A 21718-nucleotide genomic window follows, 5' to 3' on the forward strand; every position below is an offset into this window, starting at 1 on the left:
AAATGCATTCGAGTTGATTGTAACTGGTGCCTCCACCGATTGCGTAGCCGATCATGTTTTTTTTGGCAGCGATACCTGGAAGATCATCGAAACTGCTAATTGCCCGGTACTCATCGTGCCGCCAAAAGCAGGCCTGGACCAGTTGAACAAGGTAGTTTTCGCTACAGATTTTGAAACGGGCGATCTGGAAGCGATAATGTACCTGGAGGTATTAAGCAACACACTGGATTTCCGGACCGAGATTGTCCATGTTACGGTTAATGGGGATATGGACAAGGCGATGATGGAAAAAGCAGCGGCGTTTAATGAAAAGCTCGCTGATCTGAAACGCCCCGTTACCTATAAAGAGATCCGGGGAAAAGAAGTGGTTAGTCGCCTTAACCGGATCAGTAAACAAACAGGTGCCGATATGTTGGCCATGACCCATCACCAATATTCCTTTTTTAAAAAGCTCTTTAGTGATAGCATCGCCAAACAAGAACTTGCGCATCAGCGCATACCCTTACTGATCTTTCCAATAAATTACAGGTCATCATGATTGTTGCGGTTTTGGGACTTCCCGGCAGCGGCAAAACTTACTTTGCAGCGGCATTGGCAGCCCGGTTGAACGCCCGGCTGATTAGCAGCGATACGGTTCGCCGGCAAATGAATCAAAACGGGAGGTACGATGACCTGGCTAAGAAAGCGGTTTACCTCGAGATGATTTCGCTAATGGAGTCCGGTATCGCCGATGAGCAAAGCGTAGTGCTGGACGCTACCTTTTACAAAGCAAACTTGCGAATTTTATTCATGGAAAAAGCAGAAGAACTGAGCTTGCCGATATACTTTATTGAGGTGCGCGCTGCTGAAGCAACAATCAAAAAAAGGGTGGCACAACGGCGGCCGGATAGCGAAGCGGGTTTTGCCGCTTACCAAAATGTAAAACAGGAGTTTGAGGCATTAACGGGCCCTCACCTGGTGTTGTTTTCCGATCGGCGCTCATTGCATCAGATGCTGGAGACCGCGACAGCCTACCTGTATGACCATGAAGACAAGTGAAATTAAGCGACTGGCTGATGCGCTGGATGAGCCGGCTCAGTCGGAAGAACCAGTTTTGATCGAGACGCATATCTCCTGGATCATCCTGGCGGGCGGCTTCGCTTATAAAATCAAAAAGCCGGTACTCTTCTCCTTCCTGGATTTTACATCATCAGAAAAAAGGAAATACTACTGCGAACGGGAACTCGTTTTAAACCGGCGACTGGCAGCGCAAATGTATTTACGGGTCATTCCGGTTTGTCAAAACGGGGTGGACTTTTCTGTAAACCAGAAAAACGGGCAGATAGTGGATTATGCCCTGCAGATGGTACGTATGGATTCTGCAAAAGAAATGAACAAAATGCTACTGGCGGGCCAGGTACGCGAGGAGACGATTTTCTCTTTAGCAGCCAAACTTGCCGCATTTCACCGCGCAGCGACAGTTATTTCACAACCGCTGGATATCTCTGCCCTCGGGGAGCGTTTTAATGATCTGTTGTCGGCGCGGACTTTTGCAGGGCAGCATTTAGGCTCATCTTTTTCTACGCTCATCACAGGTGCCATTCAATACTCGAACCGTTTCCTGGATAAATACCGTTCCGCTATTTTGGAACGGTCTGTTAAGGGATTTGTCCGCGATCTGCATGGCGACCTGCATACCGCGAATATTTTCTTATATGATGACCCGGTGATCTTCGACTGCATTGAATTTAATGACGCGATGCGGGAACTGGATATTTTGGATGAATTGGCCTTCCTGGGGATGGATATCGAAGCTTACGGGAGAAAAGACCTGAGCGACCTGCTTTATAACGAATACCACAGGATGTTGGGTATAGATCAAAACCAGGGGACAATTGCACTTTACGTCTATTATAAATGTTACCGGGCCAATGTCCGGGCAAAGGTGCTGCTTTTGCGCGCAGCTGAAACCAAAGACCGGCAAGTTTTTGCTGCAAGCATTCATTCGGCCAGGGGTTATCTCCAACTGTTAGCCAATTACATGGAAGCTTAGTTTCCCCGTATTGTATGTTATAAGCAATGTCCAGCTTCGCCGTCTCTGCATAGGCGCAATTGGCTGAAAAGCCGGTGAGAACTGGCACCTTTTTCATTTATATTTCTTTTTTAATGCGCGCCATAACTTCAATGCTTCCTTTTGCAGTTTCCGCGCCTGTTCCATGCAATTTGCCTGCTCGTCTTTTTCGCAGAGCGGGAAATCTGTTTTTATCAGAAACCGGGCACTGAGGCCCTTATGCATATTGCTCTTTTTTGACATCACAATGAATTTGACAGATCCAAAGTTACCCGGTATACAAATGGTGAAGAATGATTGCCGGCACCGTAATAACTGATCATGGACAGGTCCATTGTCAGTTTATTGTGACAACGATCAGGAGCGGTCATGACGCGAATCATTGCGAGGCCGCGAGCAGCCGGTTAGTTTTGCCTTTAAACTTATAACCATGGAAACGATCCCCTCTATTTCTTGCCTCCGTCAGCTTTTGGACGTGGATATCAGCCGGATGAAAAGTGCTGAACTTCAGCTAAAAAACACTATCATCAGCTGGGTCAGTAACGAAAATTCTATGCCGCTCAGGTTGTTGATGAATGACTACCTGGATGTTGTCGAGAAACATATCCGCCTGCTGGAGATCTTTTGTAAAGAAGAGAAGATCAGTGCCTATGACCTTACCAACGGTGTTATGAAAACTTATATCGCCGAGGCGGCCGAAAAGCTGGCCTGTTGTTCATGCCCCGAGATTAAAGATGCTTGTTTGCTGGCAGCTTTTCAACAGATCAACCATTATAAAATCAGCGTGTATGGCACAGCTGCCGCCTTTGCCGGCGCGCTCAGGCTTCAGAAGGCGGGACTGCTGTTTCACCAGGCCGAGCTGGATGAAAAGGACATGGATGAGCGGCTTTCGTACCTGGCCGAACATGAATTGAACAAAAAGGCTATAGCGCCGTTTGCGCTGGCTTCATAAATAAAGCAACGATCAAATATTAATACTATGGATACGACCCTTAGCCCAGAAATACATGAGGTCATTGATGCGATACACTACCGCCCGGCTTTATCGCTGATACTGCCGCTTGAACCTCATATCAGTTTGAAAACAGAAACTGCCCACATAGTCAAAATTGCCGCGGATAATGCAGAACGCGAGATGCGCCGGTATTATCCCGAAGAGCAATGCCAGCTGATTATGCGAAAACTTCAATCGCTGACCGCTGACCTGGACATTCCGGCCAAAAAGAAAGGTATGGCCATTTACATATCGCCGGTATTTGAGAGAGTACTTTACCTGGATTGCCCGGTTACCCAGCAGATCATCGTAGATGAATCTTTTGAGATCAGGGACCTGCTTTACAATGCAAAACAGGACATTAAATTTCTGCTGTTGCTGTTAACCGGACAGGAAAGCAGGTTTTTCCTGGGAGACGCTGTCGGGTTAACCCCGTTACCAGCACGCATGGCCGGATCAATTGAAACGGAAGAGCGGGACATGCCGGAAAGGATAAGTAATTTCTCCGATATGACTGAGCATAAACGGGTTACGGCCAGGAAATTCCTGGCGCATATCGACCATGAACTGGGAGATCTGGTCGGCGAACATCAGCTGCCGGTGCTTGTACTGGGTACCGGGGGAATATTGGGCGAGTTTAGAAAGCAGAGTAAGTATACTGCTTCGGTAATTGGCTACGTAAGTGGCAATTATGACAATACTTCCATGGCAGCGTTGACTGAGCTGATCGAACCTCATTTGGACGCCTGGAAAATCACCCGTCAGCAGCAATGGATCGAGCAAGTTGAGGAAGCCGCTGACCAGTTTCGGCTTGCGGTTGGTATCCGGGAGGTATGGCAGGCGGCCAGTGAAGGCAAAGGCAAGCTGCTGATCGTGGAAAAGAGCTACCGGTTCCCCGCCCAGCATGGTGTGGAGCCCGGCACTATCGAAGCGCTTACCGAACCCTATAATCATTTTTCGTATATCCGCGATGCTGTGGATGATGTACTGGAAAAGGTATTGGGAAGCGGCGGGGATGTGGTATTTACCGAAGATGGTGCTCTCGGGCGGTTTGGTCAGGTTGCCCTGATCAAATATTACGAATAGCTGATGTAGGTCATGTATGAAGGTGACCGCCATCCTTTTATCGGCCCATTACCAGGGTTTACATTTGAACAAATATTAACCATTAAATATTCACCATTATGAAAACACACGCAGTAACAAAATTAGCAGAAAAAGCTCCTTCACTGTTTACCGACAGGATGCCGGCATTATTTGAAGATTTTTTCAGGCCCTGGAATGAATTATTCGACGGCCACTTTTTGAGAAGGGAGCTGAATGTCCCGGCGGTAAATATTACTGACCACAAGAACCAATACATTTTATCGATGTCGGCCCCCGGATTAAAAAAAGATGACTTTAAGATCGATGTGGACGGCGACGTGTTGACCATCAGCAGCGAAAAGGAAGAAAGCAAGGAAGAAAAAGACGAAAAGTATACCCGTAAGGAGTATAACTATTCTTCTTTCAGCCGCAGCTTTACGCTTCCAGAAGGAACTGATAAGGAAAAGGTTGCGGCCAAATACGAGAACGGAATATTGAAAATTACGGTGCCGCATAACCACGCCGTCAAAAGCCCTTCAGCGAAGCATATTGCTGTAAATTAAGCCGCTTTAACCAATGGCCTATGCCCCGCCCCAAAAGGTGGCGGGGTCTATCATTTATCCAGGTAAATCCGCCCTGATATGTCCCGAAAAGTTTTACTGATATGCGGCATCCTTTCTTCGCTGTTGTATGCAGCGCTGAATGTTATTGTGCCCTCGCAATGGTCGGCCTACCATTCGGCTTCGCAGACGGTGAGTGAACTCTCTGCCATCGGCGCACCGACCAGGACGTTGTGGGAATGGCTTTGCGCGCCTTATACTATACTCGTTATGGCATTTGCTTATGGGGTTTGGAGAGCCGCAGAAGGTAACCGTCCGCTGCGTACAGCCGGCAGACTGCTGATCGCCTATGGCGGGCTCGGCCTGCTCTGGCCTTTTGCACCAATGCACCTTAGGGAGACACTGGCCGCCGGCGGTGCCACCTATTCTGACACGCTACATATTGCCCTGGGTGTTGTAACCGAAGTCCTGTTTCTGCTGGCGCTGGGTTTTGCGGCGGCGGCTTTTGGCCGGGCATTCCGGATCTATTCCATCATCACTTTTGTGGTGCTGCTCGTTTTCGGGATATTGACATTCCTGGAGGCCCCGCTTGTAGGCAGGAACCAGCCTACGCCGTTCATCGGGATATGGGAGCGGATAAATATCGGCGTTTTCCTGATTTGGGTAGTGGTGCTCGCCGTCGTACTCTTGCGTAAGCCAAACAACATAACTGCCATTTACACCTATAATGGCAGAAGCACCCGGCTTAATAATTACACTATTTAATTTCACTTATCATAGCTGGAAGTCCAGTTGCCTTCCACGGCAATTAAATTGAGCCCTTTTTAATGTTTCATCTGCTATGCTTTTTTTGTCCGGGAGCCCGTCAGCCTATGATTTCCATAATGGCCGCCGCCAGAAATACAACCAGCCAGAATATCAGCGTAACGCTGCACTCTCTTCCGATCCAATCGGGCAGCTTATGTCGTTCTTTCAGGTATGTCATCTTTAAATTTAATAAGCAGGTTAACGTTTCCTTTTTGTATTCACCTGATAAAGTAAAGATGTTTTTATCTGGCGTTACCTGATGACAATCAGTTATTTAGGTGATCGAAATCATGCCTGCTGAAAGCAAATGCGATTAAGTTTGTTACAACTACCGTCAAATATTGACGGCGAAGCTTTTGTTGATCTTACTGTTAAGGTGATGGAAATAAAATATCAGGGCGAAGTCAGTATACCCGCGGGTAACGTAAGGCTAAAAGGCGAATTATTTATAATGAAAGCTGCAAAAGCCATCATTGTTTTTTCGCATGGCGGCGGCAGCAGCCGGTTTAGCAAACGCAACCAGTACGTGGCTACCTATCTGCGGGCACATGGCTTTGGTACGCTTTTATTTGACCAATTGACCCCAGAGGAAGATCAAAACTATTATAACCGTTTTGCCATTGATTTGCTTAAAGAACGGCTGGTGTCGGCCACTATTTGGCTCGCAAAGCTGCCTGCGGCAAAAGATGCCAGTATCGGTTATTTTGGTGCAAGTACAGGCGCAGCCTGCGCGCTCAGGGCGGCCAGCCAATTACATGACAGGATATTTGCCGTTGTATGCCGCGGTGGCCGGCCCGACCTGGCAATGGAAGACCTGCCTGTGGTGGAAGCGCCCACGCTTTTGATCGTAGGTAGTTTAGATCCGCAGGTGCTTGAATTTAATCGGGAAGCTTACCAGGAATTGCAGTGTGAAAAACATTTGGAGGTTGTGGAAGATGCGACCCATTTATTTGAAGAACCCGGCAAACTGGAAAAGGTTGGGGAACTGGCCGCTCAATTAAAAAAATATCAAAACGACAGCGGGATCGTTTTAGCGGTGCCCCGGGGGGCGTTCCCATTGCTTATACGGTTGCCCGGCAGTTAGGCTTTCCACTGGATATCGTCCTGACCAAAAAAATCGGACACCCCGGCAATAAAGAGTACGCCATCGGCGCTGCCAGTCTTTCAGATCATTTTGTGGTACCGCATCGCGATGTCCCGGACGTATATATTCAGCGCGAGTTGGTGGCCATCCGTGCCCGGCTACAGGAGATGTATCAAAAATTTATGGATGGCAAGACACCGGAAGATATCTCAGGCAAAACCGTGTTCGTCATCGACGACGGCATGGCTACCGGCAATACCATCAAAGCCACAGTCAAACTGCTTCGAAAGGGCCAGCCGGGTAAAATCGTGGTCGGCGTTCCCGTAGCATCCAAAGAGTCCATTCAAAAATTGGCTAATGAGGCAGATGAGATCGTTGCTTTGCAGATCCCCGAAGTGTTTTATGGCGTGGGTGCTTTTTATGAAAATTTCAGCGAGGTGAGCGACGAAGAGGTAACGTTTTACCTGGATAAGTTTAACCGGTTACGTAAAGCGGGATGACTTATATGTATGGTGATAAACGTGAATAATTGTCCGTACTGCCAATAAGCCTCAATTTACCGCATACGCTGGGGACCCTTGGTTCAAATTGCTGTCCTTATGGCTGCCGCGCTGCGTTATCAGTGTTATGCCAACCTCTGTAATTTTACCGCTTCTGCAAACGTAATTTAATAGTCGTACCCATATCTTTTCTTCGTAATGTAATGCATATCAGACTAATAGATGATGAGTGTCATTTGGTTTCTTCCCCGGTTTCCGGTCCTTTGTGTTCATAAACAATTATTGACCATTAAAAATTACTATTATGAAAACAGACATTGAAATCCAAAAAGATGTAATGGATGAATTGAAATGGGGGCCATTTCTGAATTCATCTGAAATTGGTGTTGCCGTTAAAAACGGCATCGTTACGCTATCAGGAATAGTAGATTCCTATTCCAAGAAATTAAGTGCCGAGAAAGCGGCCAAAAAAGTGGCAGGCGTGAGAGCCATTGCGGAAGACATTCAGATCGGCGTATCTCCAAGCTACCGGAAAACCGACGCGGAAGTTGCCGATGCGGTTTTCAATGCCCTGAAATGGCACTCTGCCGTTCCGGAAGAAAAGATCAAGATAAAAGTGGAGGACGGTGTGGTTACCCTGGAAGGTGAACTGGAATGGGAATACCAGCGGGTGAATGCCAGGACGGCTATTCAAAATCTTTCGGGTGTTCGTTCGGTAATCAACCTAATCACGATCAAACCCAGGCTGAACCCCTTCGAACTCGAACAAAAGATCATGGCAGCATTTAAAAGAAATGCAACGGTTGATGCCCTGAAGGTAAATGTCAGCACGAGCGGCAACAAGGTGATCCTGACCGGCAAAGTACGCTCGTTCGCCGAAAGCGAAGATGCCGAAGATGTAGCCTGGGCGGCGCCGGGTGTTTATCATGTGGAGAACAAGCTGACCATCGAAGAACCGGAACTGGTGTATTAATTTCTTTGAAACAAAACCATGAAAAAGTTAAAATTTGTACTCATGCCGGCGATGCTTATCGCCGGCTTGGCAACAAGATCAGCCGCACAGATCAATTTACCAGAGGTGCGGATCATTGTCTCGACTTATAAATATCTTAATGCAGCGGATAACCGCGAGATGGCTCAGCCCGTGAGGATGCTGGAACGCAAAGCAGCGGTTTACGATGTGAAAAAGTCTGAATATTACGATGACGACTATGACGGGTATTACATATCTTTCTACATTCCCGACGGCGAGATACTGGCCGCCTATGATAAAGATGGCAAACTGCTGCGCACGGCTGAGAAATTCAAGAATACCAAACTGCCGGCGGTTATCAGAGATGCAGTCATGCAGCGCTTTCCGAATTGGACGATCGCGCAGGACATTTACCAGGTGCATTATTATGATCATAAAGAAAAGGCGGATAAGACCTTTAAGCTGCTGCTGCAGAACGGCGATAAGCGGATGAAGGTAAAACTAAATGGAGAAGGAAAGTTTATTTAATATTCCACTAAATCAATTCACAACAACAGGGAAGCTTTCGTGAACACCATTTGCGGAGGCTTTCTTTTATAGTTATGAATAAGCTTATGGTCGCGCCCGGCCCCCGAAAAAACCGGCCAGCAAAGTTTGGTGTTCGGCTGTTACCTTGCCCGGTTGACCCGGTTCCGGCTGATCGCCCCGCTTTTTTGGAGGGGTAGGCCACAACTTCTGTTCAAAACCAGTACGACTGAACTGCTGATCGCGCCATTAGCACCGCTACATCAGCCTTAAACGGCATCAGGTTATGACGATATTTTTATAGCTCTGGAATAGCAATCCGGGTATTTTATTATTGGAGTTCTCACAAGAACTTCCGAAAGCATCCCCCATTCGAACTTTCAAATAGCCCTTCCAGCCAGCAAGTCGGCCGGGATACTTTACGCCTGAAGTAAGCATCCAAAGTTGCGGCGTCTACAGCCCTGCGACAATTGATATACGAGCAGGACACCGCAGGCACATCTTAAATGGTCAACCTTTAGAGGCAATTCCGGTATAAATGACAGCTGCTTTACTGAGCTAATTTTCTATTCCGCCCCCTTCTTTTATAATTACTCTTAATAGGAATATAATACTTAACTTTACGAAGCGCCAATTGAAAATCAATAACTTATATAAACCCCAGCATAATGAATGGGCAAGAAACGCTGTCGCTTGAAAGTGAAGCCGGATTCAAGGCTTTATTTCAATATGCTACTATTGGTATCCTGGTCATCAGCGGGGATGGAAGAATAGCTTTGTGTAACCCCTGTGCAGAAAAGCTATTTGGTTACGAAAAGGAGGAGCTAAACGGGCAGTTTGTCGAAATGTTGATGCCGGCCAGCTTCCGCAAAAACCATGTTCAGCACCGGGAAGGCTATTTTAGCCGCCCAAAAGCCCGGCCGATGGGTTACGGGCTCAGCCTGTCGGCCCGAAGAAAAGACGGGGAAGAATTCCCGGTTGAGATCAGTCTTGGGCATTACCAGTTAGGAGATGAGCAACTGGCGGTGGCCTTTATTACCGATATTACGGAGCGGAAACGATCAAGTGAAGAACTGGAGGCGAAAGTCCGTGAACGAACCCTGGAACTTACGCAATCGCTGGTCAGGGAAAAAGAATTGAACGAAATGAAATCCCGATTTGTGGCCATGGCTTCTCATGAATTCCGGACCCCGCTGAGCGCGATACTGTCCAGCTTATCGCTGGCCGAATCCTATGGCAAGGCTGATCAGGAAGATAAAAGACACAGGCATATTCAGCGGATCAGGGCATCCGTGAAAAACCTGACCATCATCCTCGATGATTTCCTCTCGCTGGACAAGGTGGAGCAGGGCAAAGTAGAATTGCTGAAGGAAGATTTCGACCTATATGCATTTGCCGAAGACATGATCGAAGAGGTTAACGGTATGCTGAAACCAGGGCAGTATATTGATTTTGGCTATAAAGGTCGGCGCGGTATTTTTCAGGATAAAAAGATTTTGAGAAATATCTTTCTTAATTTATTAACCAATGCCATCAAATATTCCGGTCAACAGCAGGTCGTGCACCTGGATATCGATGCTGAGACGCAGCTGGCAATCATCAAAGTACGCGATGAAGGTATCGGTATTCCAGCAGACGAACAAAAGAATTTATTCACAAAATTTTACAGGGCAAAAAATGCAACTAATATTCAGGGTACCGGGCTCGGCTTAAATATTGTTAAACGCTACGTCGAATTATTAGACGGCAGTATCAATTTTGTAAGTTTAGCGGGCCAGGGAACCACTTTTATTATTGAATTTCCATTAAATCAAGGGTTATGAAAACGATTCTGTTGATCGAGGATAACGATGATATCCGCGAAAATACCTGTGAACTGCTCGAACTGGAAGGCTATAAGGTCATCCTGGCGTTAAATGGCAAAACCGGTCTGTTACTGGCGGCTGAGCACCTGCCTGACCTGATACTTTGCGATATCATGATGCCCGGCGCAGATGGCTATGAGGTCTTTGGCGAACTGCAGTCCAATCCTTCTACCGGGCATATCCCCTTCATTTTTTTAACAGCCAGTGCTGAAAAAAAAGACGTGGCGGCAGGGCTGCAAATGGGTGCCAGCGGATACATCCGCAAGCCTTTTGAGCCCGAAGAACTTTTCGAAGCGATTAAACTGTGTTTTGATAAGCCGACCGTTTAACAAACCTGAAATACCGGTATCAAAACGTTAGTCAATAAAAAATAATCGCAAATAGGTTGTTGTTATAATTGCCGGCTATCGACTGCCTGTTGCCGCTGCTAAAGTTGATGGCCAGCAAGAACTTGTCAGCTAATTTGTCAAGTATGAAAATGCTTTAAACTAATTTTGCGGCTATCTCTATGGTATAAATTTAACGGTCGCAGCAGAAATCTGGCCTGTTTATCAGGTGCTTAAGATAGATTTTGAGCGCCATTTCCTTTTTGGGCCTGCAAGATTTGGTTATATCTCTCCAGCAGCTCGATATATTTATTCATCCAGTAATGAACCGGACTCTCTACCGAACCATTGCGGGGGACTCCGGTTAGCTGTTCATTCCGGGCCATTTTTATTTTGTCACCTTCTCCGGGAAATTCTGCCGTAAAATCATGTTCAATAACATCTCCAAGCTGCCCGATCAGGTCGCAGGCCAGCATCTCATTTTCAAACCAGTTATATAGCGTCCGCCTGCTGATGCCCACTCTGCGTGCGATCTCACTCAGTCCCATCGGGTGACGACGAACGACACATTCGACAACCTTGCCACGATGTCGGTTTAACGTCCCGTCTATGTATGGGCTATCCTTAATTAGACGGGATTGATCAAGTCTTTGTTCGGAAAAATCCTTCATTGCGCTAACAATTAACAGTAGACTAAAACTAACTAACAAATAATTCCTAAAAATGTTTATGATCACTAAAATCCGGTTGATGTGTCATTGCCATCGCTGAAAAGATAGGTTCGCCAAACGCCGGGGCAGGATTTGGATGTCTGGATGTAATGCTCCTTTGGGTGAGTTCATTTTTCGGCAAAATTTTACCAGCTACACCATGTCGTTGATGAACACCACCCCGACAGAAATGAAAAAGTCTTTATGCTGGCCTGCACTGGTGAAGATCCACTTTAAAATGTAATAAAGATCTGAAAAACCGTAACAGATGCGCCCTGATAATCGGAAATACTCAAAATCAAGATTTTTTGCTATATCCTTACCGTCCCCTGCGTCACGCCATCACCAGCAGAACAAACAGGTTGACAGATCGGTGAGCGCCGACCGATGATAAGGATCGCGGCGAAGCATGCGCATGGTCATTTTTTTTACCGTCAAAGAAGCTTACCCTTGATGTTTAATGACGAAAATGAAAACACGAGTACAAAACGCTAAAACAGCAATGAATAAAGCGGTTCCGAAACTCCTAAAAAATGGGTTCAGGATTTTACCGGGCAAATTCAATTGGCTGTTTTACGCCGGCTGTGCAACGTCGGTCATGCTCGTCCTTTTTCTGGGTATTGCCTCCTATATCACCCTAAATAACGAACAGCGCACACAAAAATTGGTTGGACATTCATATATGGTAATCAGAAAGGTCGACTCTATCGAGCTATTGATCAATATAATTGCTTTCCTTCGGAAGGGTACAATACCTGATGTCGGTGGAGCGTTAAGTCAACAATATAACCGGGATACCAGTCAATTATTCAGGCAGTTAATAACACTGACACAGCTCGCGAAAAACAACCAGGTAAAGCGGCAAACTGTCAAACTCACAAGCCAGCTCAAGGCCGGCTTAAAACTTCAGGCAATAGCGCCGCTCATAAAGGCGAATATGATGTCCGGCAGCCCGCTGGACGCGATAAATCCTAAGGTTAAGCAAAGTATTGATGGCATCAGAGAAACGGAAAATGCTTTGCTGCGAAAGCGGGAGCAAGGTTACGCCGCCTCACTGACACTGCAAAAAATAATCGGCGTAGTTGGTACTACGCTGGTACTTACTATCGTCGCTTTTCTCATTTACATGATTGTAAAGGAATTGCGTAACCGCTACGATGCTTATCAGCGGGAACATGAGCTCAGTATGCTAAAGAGCAGTTTTGTTACCCTGGCATCCCACGAATTCCGCACGCCTTTAAGTGCCATATTGCTTTCATCCTCGTTGATCGAGAAGTACGCGGAAAAAGAAAGCAATCCCGGCATTATCAAGCATGCCCTGAAAATAAAAGGAATAGTTAACAATCTAAAGACCATCCTGGAAGACTTTTTATCGCTTGAAAAATTAGACAACGGTAAGGTTATTCCGCATTTTAAAGCTTTTGATCTGCCTGATCTATGCCAGGAAATCATAGATCAGTTGAAAGAAGGTAATCCCGAACGCGAACTGAACTATGAGCATATGGGTGAAGGCCACGAAGCCCTGCTCGACGAGAACCTGATACGGAACGCAATCATAAACTTATTGACCAATGCTTTAAAGTATGCCGGGCACGACGCCAGGATCAGTCTGATCTCAGAAGTGACTAACGAAAGAATCAGAATAAGTATAAAGGACAATGGGGTAGGTGTGCCGCAAAAATATCAGGATAAACTGTTCACTCTTTTTTTCCGGGTAGATGAGTCGGGGTGTATACCCGGAACGGGGCTGGGTTTAAACATCGTTATGCGCTATGTACAGCTGATGAAGGGGGCCATCAGTTTTACCAGCGAACCTTATCATGAAACTTGTTTTGAAATGTCGTTCCCTGTTAATGAACAGTAACATTCATAGCACAGCGAATGCTATCAGCTTATTTATTAACAAGCATCCAGAGGTGATTGTTATAGACTCACCAAATCAACAAGCCCAGGACAAAGAGAATCTTGCTACTTTGTTAAATTTATCATTAATCGGTAGCCCAAGGATTAATAATTAATTTAAGCATGTAAGGTGCCCATGGAATAGACTATAAAGCAGATATAATTCGACTAACAGAAAGCTACCTTCTTCAATTCAAAACCACTAAAAGGTGTATATTATAGACGTTTGTGAAAACATCAGAATGCCGGCTATTTAATTAATTGGCACCTTATCTTATGTATCCTAAATTATGATCAGCCTCTTTTTTGTGTGATTTATTCTGGTGCCTGATGGAGGCAGTTTTTGTATAGGCGATTCTCAGGCCGTTTTTTGATTAATCATACAACATCCTCCCTTTGAATGCCAACAGAGCTCCGACCGTAACGTTTTGGCGGCGATATGCTACAAAAAAGCCCGCCGTTTTTCAACGGCAGACCTATCATAGGTACAGGTAGGGTGTTATTTTGTTGTGGGCGGGCAAAGTTGCATAAAGGTTACTATGCTGCTGGCTTCGTATGATTGTATGTCGCCGGTAGGGCAGGCTACTGCGTAATTACGGTAGGTGAGGTTGCGGGTAGCGTCGCGGTTTTTCCAGCCGGTATTTACGTTGTTTTGGATCCAGCTTAAATACTGGCTTTGGCCTGCCTCGGTTATCAGCTGCATTACGTACTGAGCAAATATGGCTTTGAGCACGCCCTGCTCGTTAAAGTCGCCTTCGGCGGGTAGTATACCGTTGGTACACAGGTTGTTTTTTACATAGTCGGTATACAGTTTGGCGTCGCTCAGGTAGGTGGCATCATTGCTTTGCTTGTATAATGCCAGCGCAGCGCCTATGGCTGTCCCGGAGTTATAGGTATAATCCTGGCCGCCGGCGGGGTTGTTACCAATCTTGTTATCGTTTACTTTACCCGATGCATCAACCAGGTTGGTTTTGCTCCAGGCGTATATGGATTTTGCTTTGTCAAGGTAACTCGCGTCGCCGGTAATGGTATACAGGCGCATGGCCGCAATTACAGTGGGGAAGTTGATACAGGAGTTTTTGCCGCTATGCTGAAAATCCCAAAACATGCCGCCATCCACAGGGTCGTATGAACCCGCCCAAACATGATCAAACCCTTCTTTGGCTTTTTGCAGGTAGGTGGCGTTGCCGGTAATCTGGTTGGCACGTGCCAGAGCCATTACCCACCACATCATATCGTCGTAAATAAACCATACCGCCTGGTTGCTCCAGTTGTAACCATCATAATGGTTATAGTTGCCCTGGTAAATATCGCCAATCATGGTTAGCTGGCTTGATGCTTTGGTACGCTGGTAAACATTCATGGCCATATCCCAATAAATGGCCTGTGTCCATATAGCGGCTACGCCATCCTTTTTGGTGGTGCTGTAATACAGCTTGTTAGCCGGATCATAAAACGCGCCGTTAAAGGCGTTATAAGCCAGGTCGGCATCGCCTGCCGTAAAGTCCTGGTCAACTGGTCTTACTACGGCTGTTTTGGCGGGTGTGGAATCTTTTTCCTTGCTGCAGCTAACGAAGCAGGTGAAGATACTTAATGCTAAAAAACAGGTTAACTTTTTCATAATGACGTTTTTAAATGGAACATTGCCCAAAGGCAGGATGGGGACTTGTTTAAAAGCAGCAACGGGTTTTCCGCTGCTGCCGTAGTTTTCCCGCCTGTATTACCAGCCCGGGTTTTGTACTAATTTTTTATCTGTATCCACATCCTGCTGCGGAATAGGGAAAAAGTAATGCCGTTTGCTAAAAACACGGGTTTCAAACGCAACCACCTTCAAAAAGTCGGGCAGGTCGGCATTGATATTGAGGCCGTAAATCGGCCCGTTATCGGTTTGCTCGGCAATTTTCCAGCGGCGTACGTCAAAAAAACGCACGTTTTCAAAGGCAAGCTCAACGCGGCGCTCTTTGCGGATGGCGGTACGCATAGCCGATTGATCGGCTGGTATAGGCAAATCAGCCGATCCGTAAACCGGTACGCCGGCCCTGTCGCGGATGAGGTTCAGGTATTTAAGAATATCAGGATCGCCGGGCGCTGCCTCGTTTAAGGCCTCTACATAATCCATATAAATATTGGCTAAGCGTAGCAGCATGAGTGTGCGGCCACCCACATTCCAGTTGCCCAAGCCCTGCATTTTACGCACGATATAGCCGGTTGGCGAGTAATCGTTACCGCCGGTTGCTTTGCCCGAGTTGCCATGATTGTATAACTGGGTGGTTATAAGCCCTGTGTTGGTATCCAGCCAGGTGCTGCCGTTATAGGTAATATCCACATAAAAACGTGGCTCGCGGTTTACCCATTGATTGTAAATACCCGCTTTGGTGTATTTGGTATCGGTGGTTGAATTGCCGATACTTACATAGCCCGAGCCGGCATCGGTGATGCTTTTGCCATTGGCCATAAAAAATGCATCAACAATATTTTGGGTAGCGCCCAAACCACCTGAACCGCGAACTTCTGATGCGTAGCCGTTGTGATAAGGTGTCATTTCGTACTGGCGGGAGCTTAACGAGTTATTGGCCCTGGCCAGGATAACCTCTTTGTTCCAGTCGGTTAACCAGATGTCGCGGCATGACAGGTAAGGGTCATAATTGCCATTTGCATCGTTTTTGCGGAACAGGTCATACACGGTAGGCACCAATTGAGTAATGAAATCTTTGTAAGCATCTGAAGCTGTTTTCCACTTGGCTGCATCATAAGATTGGCTGATGAGTTGCTTGCCATCGGCGTTTTTCATAGCTGATTCATCGGTGTTGCCATTGTACAGCGGGCTTGCATCCATCAACAAAGTTTGCGCCCTGAAAGCCAGTGCAATCCCTTTTGTGATACGGCCGTAATTGCTGTCATTTGACGGCACAGCGGGCAACTGATCGGCGGCGGCCTTTAACTCGGTTGATACATAGTTTGTACACTCATCAAATGAACTGCGGGGCAATTGCACATCGGTAAAAGCCGCATCTGGCGGTATCACCTCGTCTCCCAGTAATACTACCGGCCCGTAAAGGCGCATCAGGTAGTAGTAAAACATTCCGCGCAGGGCCTGTGCTTCTGCTTTGTATTGGGTTTTAAGGGCTGGCGCCATATCCTGTACTTTATCAACATTGGCTATAAAAAACGTAGCCGAACGGATGCCCTTGTAAAAGTTTGTCCAGTATGATGATACAAAGCCGCTGTTTGCGTCCCAGTTACCAATGTTTACATCGTTTGATGAAACAAAGCCCCAGTCGTAGTCGGCTTCATCAGATGCGCCTGTCCATAAACCGGCGTTGCGCGATCCGCCGGGAAAGCGCTGTCCAAATTCGTCGGGAATGTTGCTATATACATTGGCCAGGAATTTTTCGGCACTGGCGCGGCTGTTAAAGGTCTCATCTAATGATAACCTGTCGTTTGGTACCTGGTCTAAATACTTTTTACATGAAGTAGTAGCCGTTAATACCAATATTGCTGCAAATAAAAATATCTTTTTCATAATGATGAATTGCTATTGGTTAAAATTTCAGGTTAAGGCCTAATGAAATGGTTTTAACACTTGGATACTTGGCGCCGTCGGCACGTCCATTCTGATCGGTGTTAAGCTCCGGGTCCCATAATTTAAATTTGCTGAAGGTGAGCAGGTTGTAACCTATAAGGTATAATCTGGCGCCTTTTACATGAAATTTATTAAATAAGCCCGCAGGCAGGTTATAACCCAGTTCGGCGGTTTTTAACCGGATAAAGCTTACATCCTTAACCCACCACGAACTGGCTTGTGAGTTGTTGAAGTTTTCGCTGTCGCCATAAGCCAAACGGGGATAAAATACATTCTGACTTGGGTTTTGTGGTGTCCAGCGGTCAACAGCGTTGCTATAAACGTTGGTTTCGCCGCCATCGCCATTAAAAGGGATAATTCCGGCACCGCCCAGCATGATATCGGCATTAGCAATACCCTGGAAAAACGCACCTACGTAAAAGCCTTTATACGCCACATTTACGCCAAAACCATAAACAGTTGATGGTACATCGCCGTTACCAATTTTTGTTTGGTCATAGGCATTTATCAAGCCATCGCCATTTAAATCCTTGTATTTAATATCGCCTGGCAATACTTTTGATTTATCGCCCGGTACGGCGTTGGCATCAATTTCGGCCTGATCTTTAAATAAACCAACTGCCTGGTAGCCGTATCGTGCCAGGATAGGCTGGCCACGATGATCGAGCCATGGATATGTTTGCGTTGGTCTGTCATCTTCAACAACTACAGCCTTGTTATAGGTAAATGTACCACGCAGGCCTACATTCACTTTACCAAAATGGGCATTGTAGTCGAGCGTAGCATCAATACCCTTATTATTTACCACACCAAGATTTCCCTCGGGCTGGCTAACCAGGCCCACAAAGCCTGGTACCGATTGCCTTTGCAGAAATATGCCGGTGCGGTGTTCTTTAAAAAGATCGACAATTAATGACAGGTTATCATGCAATGTTCTTACTTCCATGCCCAGATCCTGCTTGTGCGATTTTGCCCAGCTTACGCTTACACCATAATCGGTTACATTAATGCCGTTTGAGTTTTCAAAACCTTTGCCAAAAGTGTATCCACCGTTGTTAACATCGGTTAATTCGGATACTATGGTCAGGTAGCCAAACCTGCGGCCGGCACCTAAATCGTCGCTGCCCACAAAGCCGTCAGAATAACGAAACTTCAGGAATGTAAGTGCATCCTTAACAGGGGCGAAAAACTTTTCGTTAGATACAACCCAACCTGCGCCAAACGACGGAAAAAATCCGTAGCGCCTTTTGGGGTCGAAGTTTTCGGAGCCATTATAGCCAAAATTGGCTTCAAAAAAGTAGCGCTCGTCAAAAGAGTAAGTTCCACGGCCGGCTAAACTCAGGTAACGGTGCGGTATTGATGATGTAAAATCACCTGCAAATGCATCTATACCGTCTTGCGCGTTTCCTAATGCAAGGCCGGTAATATGGTGTTTGCCAAAGCTGCGGTCGTAATTAATGGCGGCCTCGGTATATGATTGCCTTCGGCCCCCGTTATTGCGGGTGTAACTTAAATAATTACCGCTGCCTGTATAGGTGCGCACCAGGTTAAGTGAGCCATCGGCATTGTAGGGGTTGTTGCTATCTGGAAAAAAAGTATCTTCCCGTTTAGACCGGTTGATGCTATGATCGCTATAGTTATCAAATGAAAACATGGCGGTAGCACTCAGGCCTTTTGTAAAAAATTTCAAATCCTGGGTAATGCGCAGGTTAGTTTGTATGGTGCTATTAAAGTCGGTATTGTATCCGCGGCGGGTTAAATCAGCGTATGGGTTTCTGAAACCTCCGTTTGCAGATTTGCCCGGAATAAAGCCCCCCGGGTAGGAGATAGGGTACTCGACCGGCGGAACCGAAAGCGCGTTCACAAAAATATCCTGCGTTGAAAGCGCAGGGCCGTTTGATTGGGCTGCGTATCCCTGAACACCAAGATCGAGTTTGGTGGTGGTGCTTAATTTAAGGTTCAGGTTGGTTGTAAAGTTATAACGGGTGTAGGTAACGTCCGAGTTATATTGTGCAAGCTGATCTGTTTTAAGAAAACCGCCTTCATTGTAATAACCAGCAGAAACATAGTATTGTGCATTATCAACACCACCGCTGGCATTAAAGTTGGCGCGGCGGTTGTGGCCCAGCTTGTTAAAAGTTGCATCAAGCCAATCAACATTTGGGTACAGTAACGGATCGGTGTTGTTAGCAGTTTTGTCAATATAATCCTGGGTATATTTAGGTGCCTGGCCCCGGGTGGTTAATGCTTCATTTACCAGGTTCATGTAGGTTACGCCATCGGCCAATTTGGGGCGGCGTGTAAATGTGGTTACCCCTTCGTTATAATCTAAATAAATCTGGGCCTTACCAACCTTGCCGCGCTTGGTTTGTACCAGTACTACGCCATTAGCGCCGCGCACGCCGTATACTGCCGTGCTTGATGCATCTTTTAATATCGTGAACGACGAAATATCCTGCGGGTCGATGTTGTCAATGCTGCGTTCCACACCATCAACCAATACAAGTGGATTTGATGAACCGCCCCCAAAAGTGGCTATACCACGAATCCAGATGTCGGCCACATCTTTGCCTGGTTCGCCCGAGCGTTGTACGCCAACAACACCCGAAATTCTGCCTGCCAGGGCCGAAGTGATGTTTGATGTTGGCAGTTTTAATTCCTCGATATTTACTGTTGATTGAGCGCCGATAAGACTTACCTTTTTTTGCACGCCATAGCCAACTACGGCAACTTCATTCAGAATATTACCGGCCTCTTTCATTTTAACGTTGATAGTAGTTTGGGCGCCAACAGGGATTTCGGTGTTTTCGAAGCCCACGAAGGTGAAAATCAATATCGAAGCGGAAGAGGGGACAGATATGGTGTACTTACCATTAACATCTGTTGATGTTGCCGAATAGGTGCCTTTTATGGTAACTGTAACACCGGGCAATGCCACGCCCTTATCATCGGTAACTAACCCGGTTACCAAAAGTGCCTGGCTTTCTTTTGCACTTTCTTCCTGGGTTTTTCTTTTAACTACAATGGTATTGCCATCAATAACATAGGTTAAACGTTTACCGGCAAGGCAAACAGAAAGTGCATCCTGAATGGAAGCGTTGCGCAGGTTTACGCTGACAGAAGGCGACTGCTGAATGATTTCTGCATCGCACAGAATGTTAAACTTGGTTTGCTTTTGTATTTCGCGAAACACTTCCTCGAGCGAAACATTTTTTTGCGACAGGCTTATTCGCTGGCCATAGCTTTTTGCGCTAACCTGCAATAAAAATCCTATCATTATAACTAAAGTTAGCTTCATTATTAGCAATATCTTAGTATAGATGCCGCTTGGTTTACGGCATAAATAATGAGGAAAAAAATTCATAATTTTGAATAGTTTGGGTTTATAACTGAATATGGTTTGTCAAGATTTATATAAGGGTAACCCGGGCTATTGCCAACAGGCATTTAATTGTCCAGGAGTGTTGCAACCACTTCTGGATTTTTTTGCACTGTAATAAAATAGCGGGTTTTAATCCCTGGCAGGCGTGTATAACTATTTCATCACCGTGATCCTCCTTCCTTCAATTGTAAAGTGAGCAACTCCTGTTAATTCAATCACTTTTAGCACTTCAGATACATTATCAAATTTTGATACCGTACCCCATATTGCTTTTTTTGGAGCGTTGTCCTGGTAAACAATATCAACATTGTACCACCTGGATACTTTTCTTAAAATACTCTGGATATCCTCGCTGGCAAACATGAAATTGCCGTTTTTCCATGCTATGGCCTCATCAACATCCGCTTTGGCTACGCGAAAATTGCCAGCTTGTTTATTAAAGCTTCCTTGCTGCCCGGGTTCCAGCATTACCTGCCCGCTGTTACTGGTTAGCTTAACCGAGCCTTCCAATAGTGTGGTTTTCTGGGCATCTTCATCGTCATAGGCATTCACGTTAAAATGGGTGCCTAATACTTCAACCTGCACCTTGCTGGTCATCACTTTAAATGGCATCACTTTGTTTTTGGCAACTTCAAAGTAGGCTTCGCCGGTTAGCTCCACATCGCGTTCGGTACCTGTAAATGCTGTAGGGAATTTTAATGACGAGGCGGCGTTTAGCCAAACCGCTGTTCCGTCGGGAAGGATAACCTGGTATTCGCCACCCCTTGGAGTGGATACTGTATTGTACTGAACAGGGGCGTTGCCTGCATCCGATGCCTCGTAGGATAGTAAACCGTTGTTTATTTTATTGATGGTGGTTTGGCCTTGTTTGGTTATCAGACCGTTTTTGGCCTGGTTCAGAATAATTGTTTGGCCGTTGGCCAGGGTGAGTACGGCCTTGTTGCTGCCCGGTGCTACATCATTTTTAAACCTTTCCTTGCGCGAAGCCAATTGGTAGTTATGCTGTTTTGGCTTGGATAAAAACAAACCTGCCGCGAGTAATATAATTGCTGCTGCAGCAACCGAGATCCATTTTTTAAACGGATACGATTTGGGTTGTTGCTCCCGGCTAATATTGGCCTCCAGCTTTCGCCACACGTTATTGCTTATTTCGGGATCGAGAATCCGGCCTTTGTTTATTTCTTCGTTGAAACCTGTTTGCAAATTTTTAAGCAATAAGCGTCCTGACTCATCTTTTTTTAGATGATCGAACAGTTCTTCTGCTTCAGCAGGAGTACATTCATTCAATAAATATTTGTCCAGCAGCCGCTGATAGTTCTTTTTAGGATTCATAATCGTTTGTATATATCCTAAAACTGAATGTTCGGGGGG

The 21718-nt window shown here is 46.1% G+C and carries 19 protein-coding genes; 14 read left to right on the forward strand and 5 right to left on the reverse strand.

What is annotated here, in order from left to right; translation table 11 throughout:
- Positions 1-13: 13 nt before the first annotated feature.
- The 13 genes from PQ469_RS07770 to PQ469_RS07830 all read left to right on the forward strand — a co-directional run bounded on the left by PQ469_RS07770 (position 14) and on the right by PQ469_RS07830 (position 10773).
- Positions 14-538, forward strand: a complete 525-nt coding sequence (locus PQ469_RS07770) for a universal stress protein (RefSeq protein WP_274212433.1) — start codon at positions 14-16, stop codon at positions 536-538.
- The gene (locus tag PQ469_RS07775; protein ID WP_274212434.1) at positions 535-1038 is read left to right on the forward strand and encodes a P-loop nucleotide/nucleoside kinase family protein; all 504 of its coding nucleotides are present in this window, start codon (positions 535-537) and stop codon (positions 1036-1038) included. Before PQ469_RS07770 ends, PQ469_RS07775 begins: the two co-directional genes overlap by 4 nt.
- Positions 1025-2032, forward strand: coding sequence for a hypothetical protein (locus PQ469_RS07780; protein WP_274212435.1), 1008 nt, complete (start codon positions 1025-1027; stop codon positions 2030-2032). The genes PQ469_RS07775 and PQ469_RS07780 overlap by 14 nt, the downstream gene beginning before the upstream one ends.
- A gap of 448 nt (positions 2033-2480) precedes the next feature.
- Positions 2481-3002 carry a YciE/YciF ferroxidase family protein gene (locus PQ469_RS07785; RefSeq protein WP_274212436.1) on the forward strand — a complete coding sequence of 174 codons (522 nt, stop codon included), beginning with the start codon at positions 2481-2483 and terminating at the stop codon, positions 3000-3002.
- A 27-nt stretch (positions 3003-3029) separates the two neighbouring features.
- Complete coding sequence (locus PQ469_RS07790; RefSeq protein ID WP_274212437.1) at positions 3030-4130, forward strand: baeRF3 domain-containing protein; 1101 nt, start codon at positions 3030-3032, stop codon at positions 4128-4130.
- 98 nt (positions 4131-4228) lie between these two features.
- Positions 4229-4693 (forward strand): Hsp20/alpha crystallin family protein, encoded by a 465-nt coding sequence (locus PQ469_RS07795; RefSeq protein WP_274212438.1) that lies wholly within the window; start codon positions 4229-4231, stop codon positions 4691-4693.
- 78 nt (positions 4694-4771) lie between these two features.
- On the forward strand, positions 4772-5455 hold the full coding sequence (locus PQ469_RS07800; protein WP_274212439.1) for a DUF998 domain-containing protein: 684 nt from the start codon (positions 4772-4774) through the stop codon (positions 5453-5455).
- A 349-nt stretch (positions 5456-5804) separates the two neighbouring features.
- Entirely contained in the window at positions 5805-6581 is a 777-nt protein-coding gene (locus PQ469_RS07805; RefSeq protein WP_274212440.1) for a dienelactone hydrolase family protein, read from the forward strand.
- 20 nt (positions 6582-6601) lie between these two features.
- Positions 6602-7081, forward strand: coding sequence for a phosphoribosyltransferase (locus PQ469_RS07810; RefSeq protein WP_274213814.1), 480 nt, complete (start codon positions 6602-6604; stop codon positions 7079-7081).
- A 304-nt stretch (positions 7082-7385) separates the two neighbouring features.
- The gene (locus PQ469_RS07815; RefSeq protein WP_274212441.1) at positions 7386-8054 is read left to right on the forward strand and encodes a BON domain-containing protein; all 669 of its coding nucleotides are present in this window, start codon (positions 7386-7388) and stop codon (positions 8052-8054) included.
- Positions 8055-8072: 18 nt separating this feature from the next.
- Complete coding sequence (locus PQ469_RS07820; protein WP_274212442.1) at positions 8073-8582, forward strand: hypothetical protein; 510 nt, start codon at positions 8073-8075, stop codon at positions 8580-8582.
- A 665-nt stretch (positions 8583-9247) separates the two neighbouring features.
- Positions 9248-10402: a PAS domain-containing sensor histidine kinase gene (locus PQ469_RS07825; RefSeq protein WP_274212443.1), complete on the forward strand. Its 1155-nt coding sequence runs from the start codon at positions 9248-9250 to the stop codon at positions 10400-10402.
- On the forward strand, positions 10399-10773 hold the full coding sequence (locus tag PQ469_RS07830) for a response regulator transcription factor (protein ID WP_274212444.1): 375 nt from the start codon (positions 10399-10401) through the stop codon (positions 10771-10773). Before PQ469_RS07825 ends, PQ469_RS07830 begins: the two co-directional genes overlap by 4 nt.
- Positions 10774-11003: 230 nt before the next feature.
- Here PQ469_RS07830 and PQ469_RS07835 read toward each other — a convergent pair whose 3' ends face one another.
- Positions 11004-11441: a helix-turn-helix domain-containing protein gene (locus PQ469_RS07835; RefSeq protein ID WP_274212445.1), complete on the reverse strand. Its 438-nt coding sequence runs from the start codon at positions 11439-11441 to the stop codon at positions 11004-11006.
- Positions 11442-11949: 508 nt separating this feature from the next.
- Here PQ469_RS07835 and PQ469_RS07840 point away from each other — a divergent pair.
- Complete coding sequence (locus PQ469_RS07840) at positions 11950-13344, forward strand: sensor histidine kinase (protein WP_274212446.1); 1395 nt, start codon at positions 11950-11952, stop codon at positions 13342-13344.
- A 537-nt stretch (positions 13345-13881) separates the two neighbouring features.
- Here PQ469_RS07840 and PQ469_RS07845 read toward each other — a convergent pair.
- From PQ469_RS07845 to PQ469_RS07860, 4 genes are all read right to left on the reverse strand, one after another.
- A complete protein-coding gene (locus PQ469_RS07845) occupies positions 13882-15003 on the reverse strand; it encodes a glycoside hydrolase family 76 protein (protein WP_274212447.1) in 1122 nt (373 codons plus the stop codon).
- Between the two features lie 99 nt (positions 15004-15102).
- On the reverse strand, positions 15103-16905 hold the full coding sequence (locus tag PQ469_RS07850; protein WP_274212448.1) for a RagB/SusD family nutrient uptake outer membrane protein: 1803 nt from the start codon (positions 16903-16905) through the stop codon (positions 15103-15105).
- 19 nt (positions 16906-16924) lie between these two features.
- A complete protein-coding gene (locus PQ469_RS07855) occupies positions 16925-20263 on the reverse strand; it encodes a TonB-dependent receptor (protein WP_274212449.1) in 3339 nt (1112 codons plus the stop codon).
- 237 nt (positions 20264-20500) lie between these two features.
- Entirely contained in the window at positions 20501-21679 is a 1179-nt protein-coding gene (locus tag PQ469_RS07860; protein WP_274212450.1) for a FecR family protein, read from the reverse strand.
- Positions 21680-21718 lie beyond the last annotated feature (39 nt).

This window comes from Mucilaginibacter sp. KACC 22773 (assembly GCF_028736215.1).
GTDB lineage: Bacteria > Bacteroidota > Bacteroidia > Sphingobacteriales > Sphingobacteriaceae > Mucilaginibacter.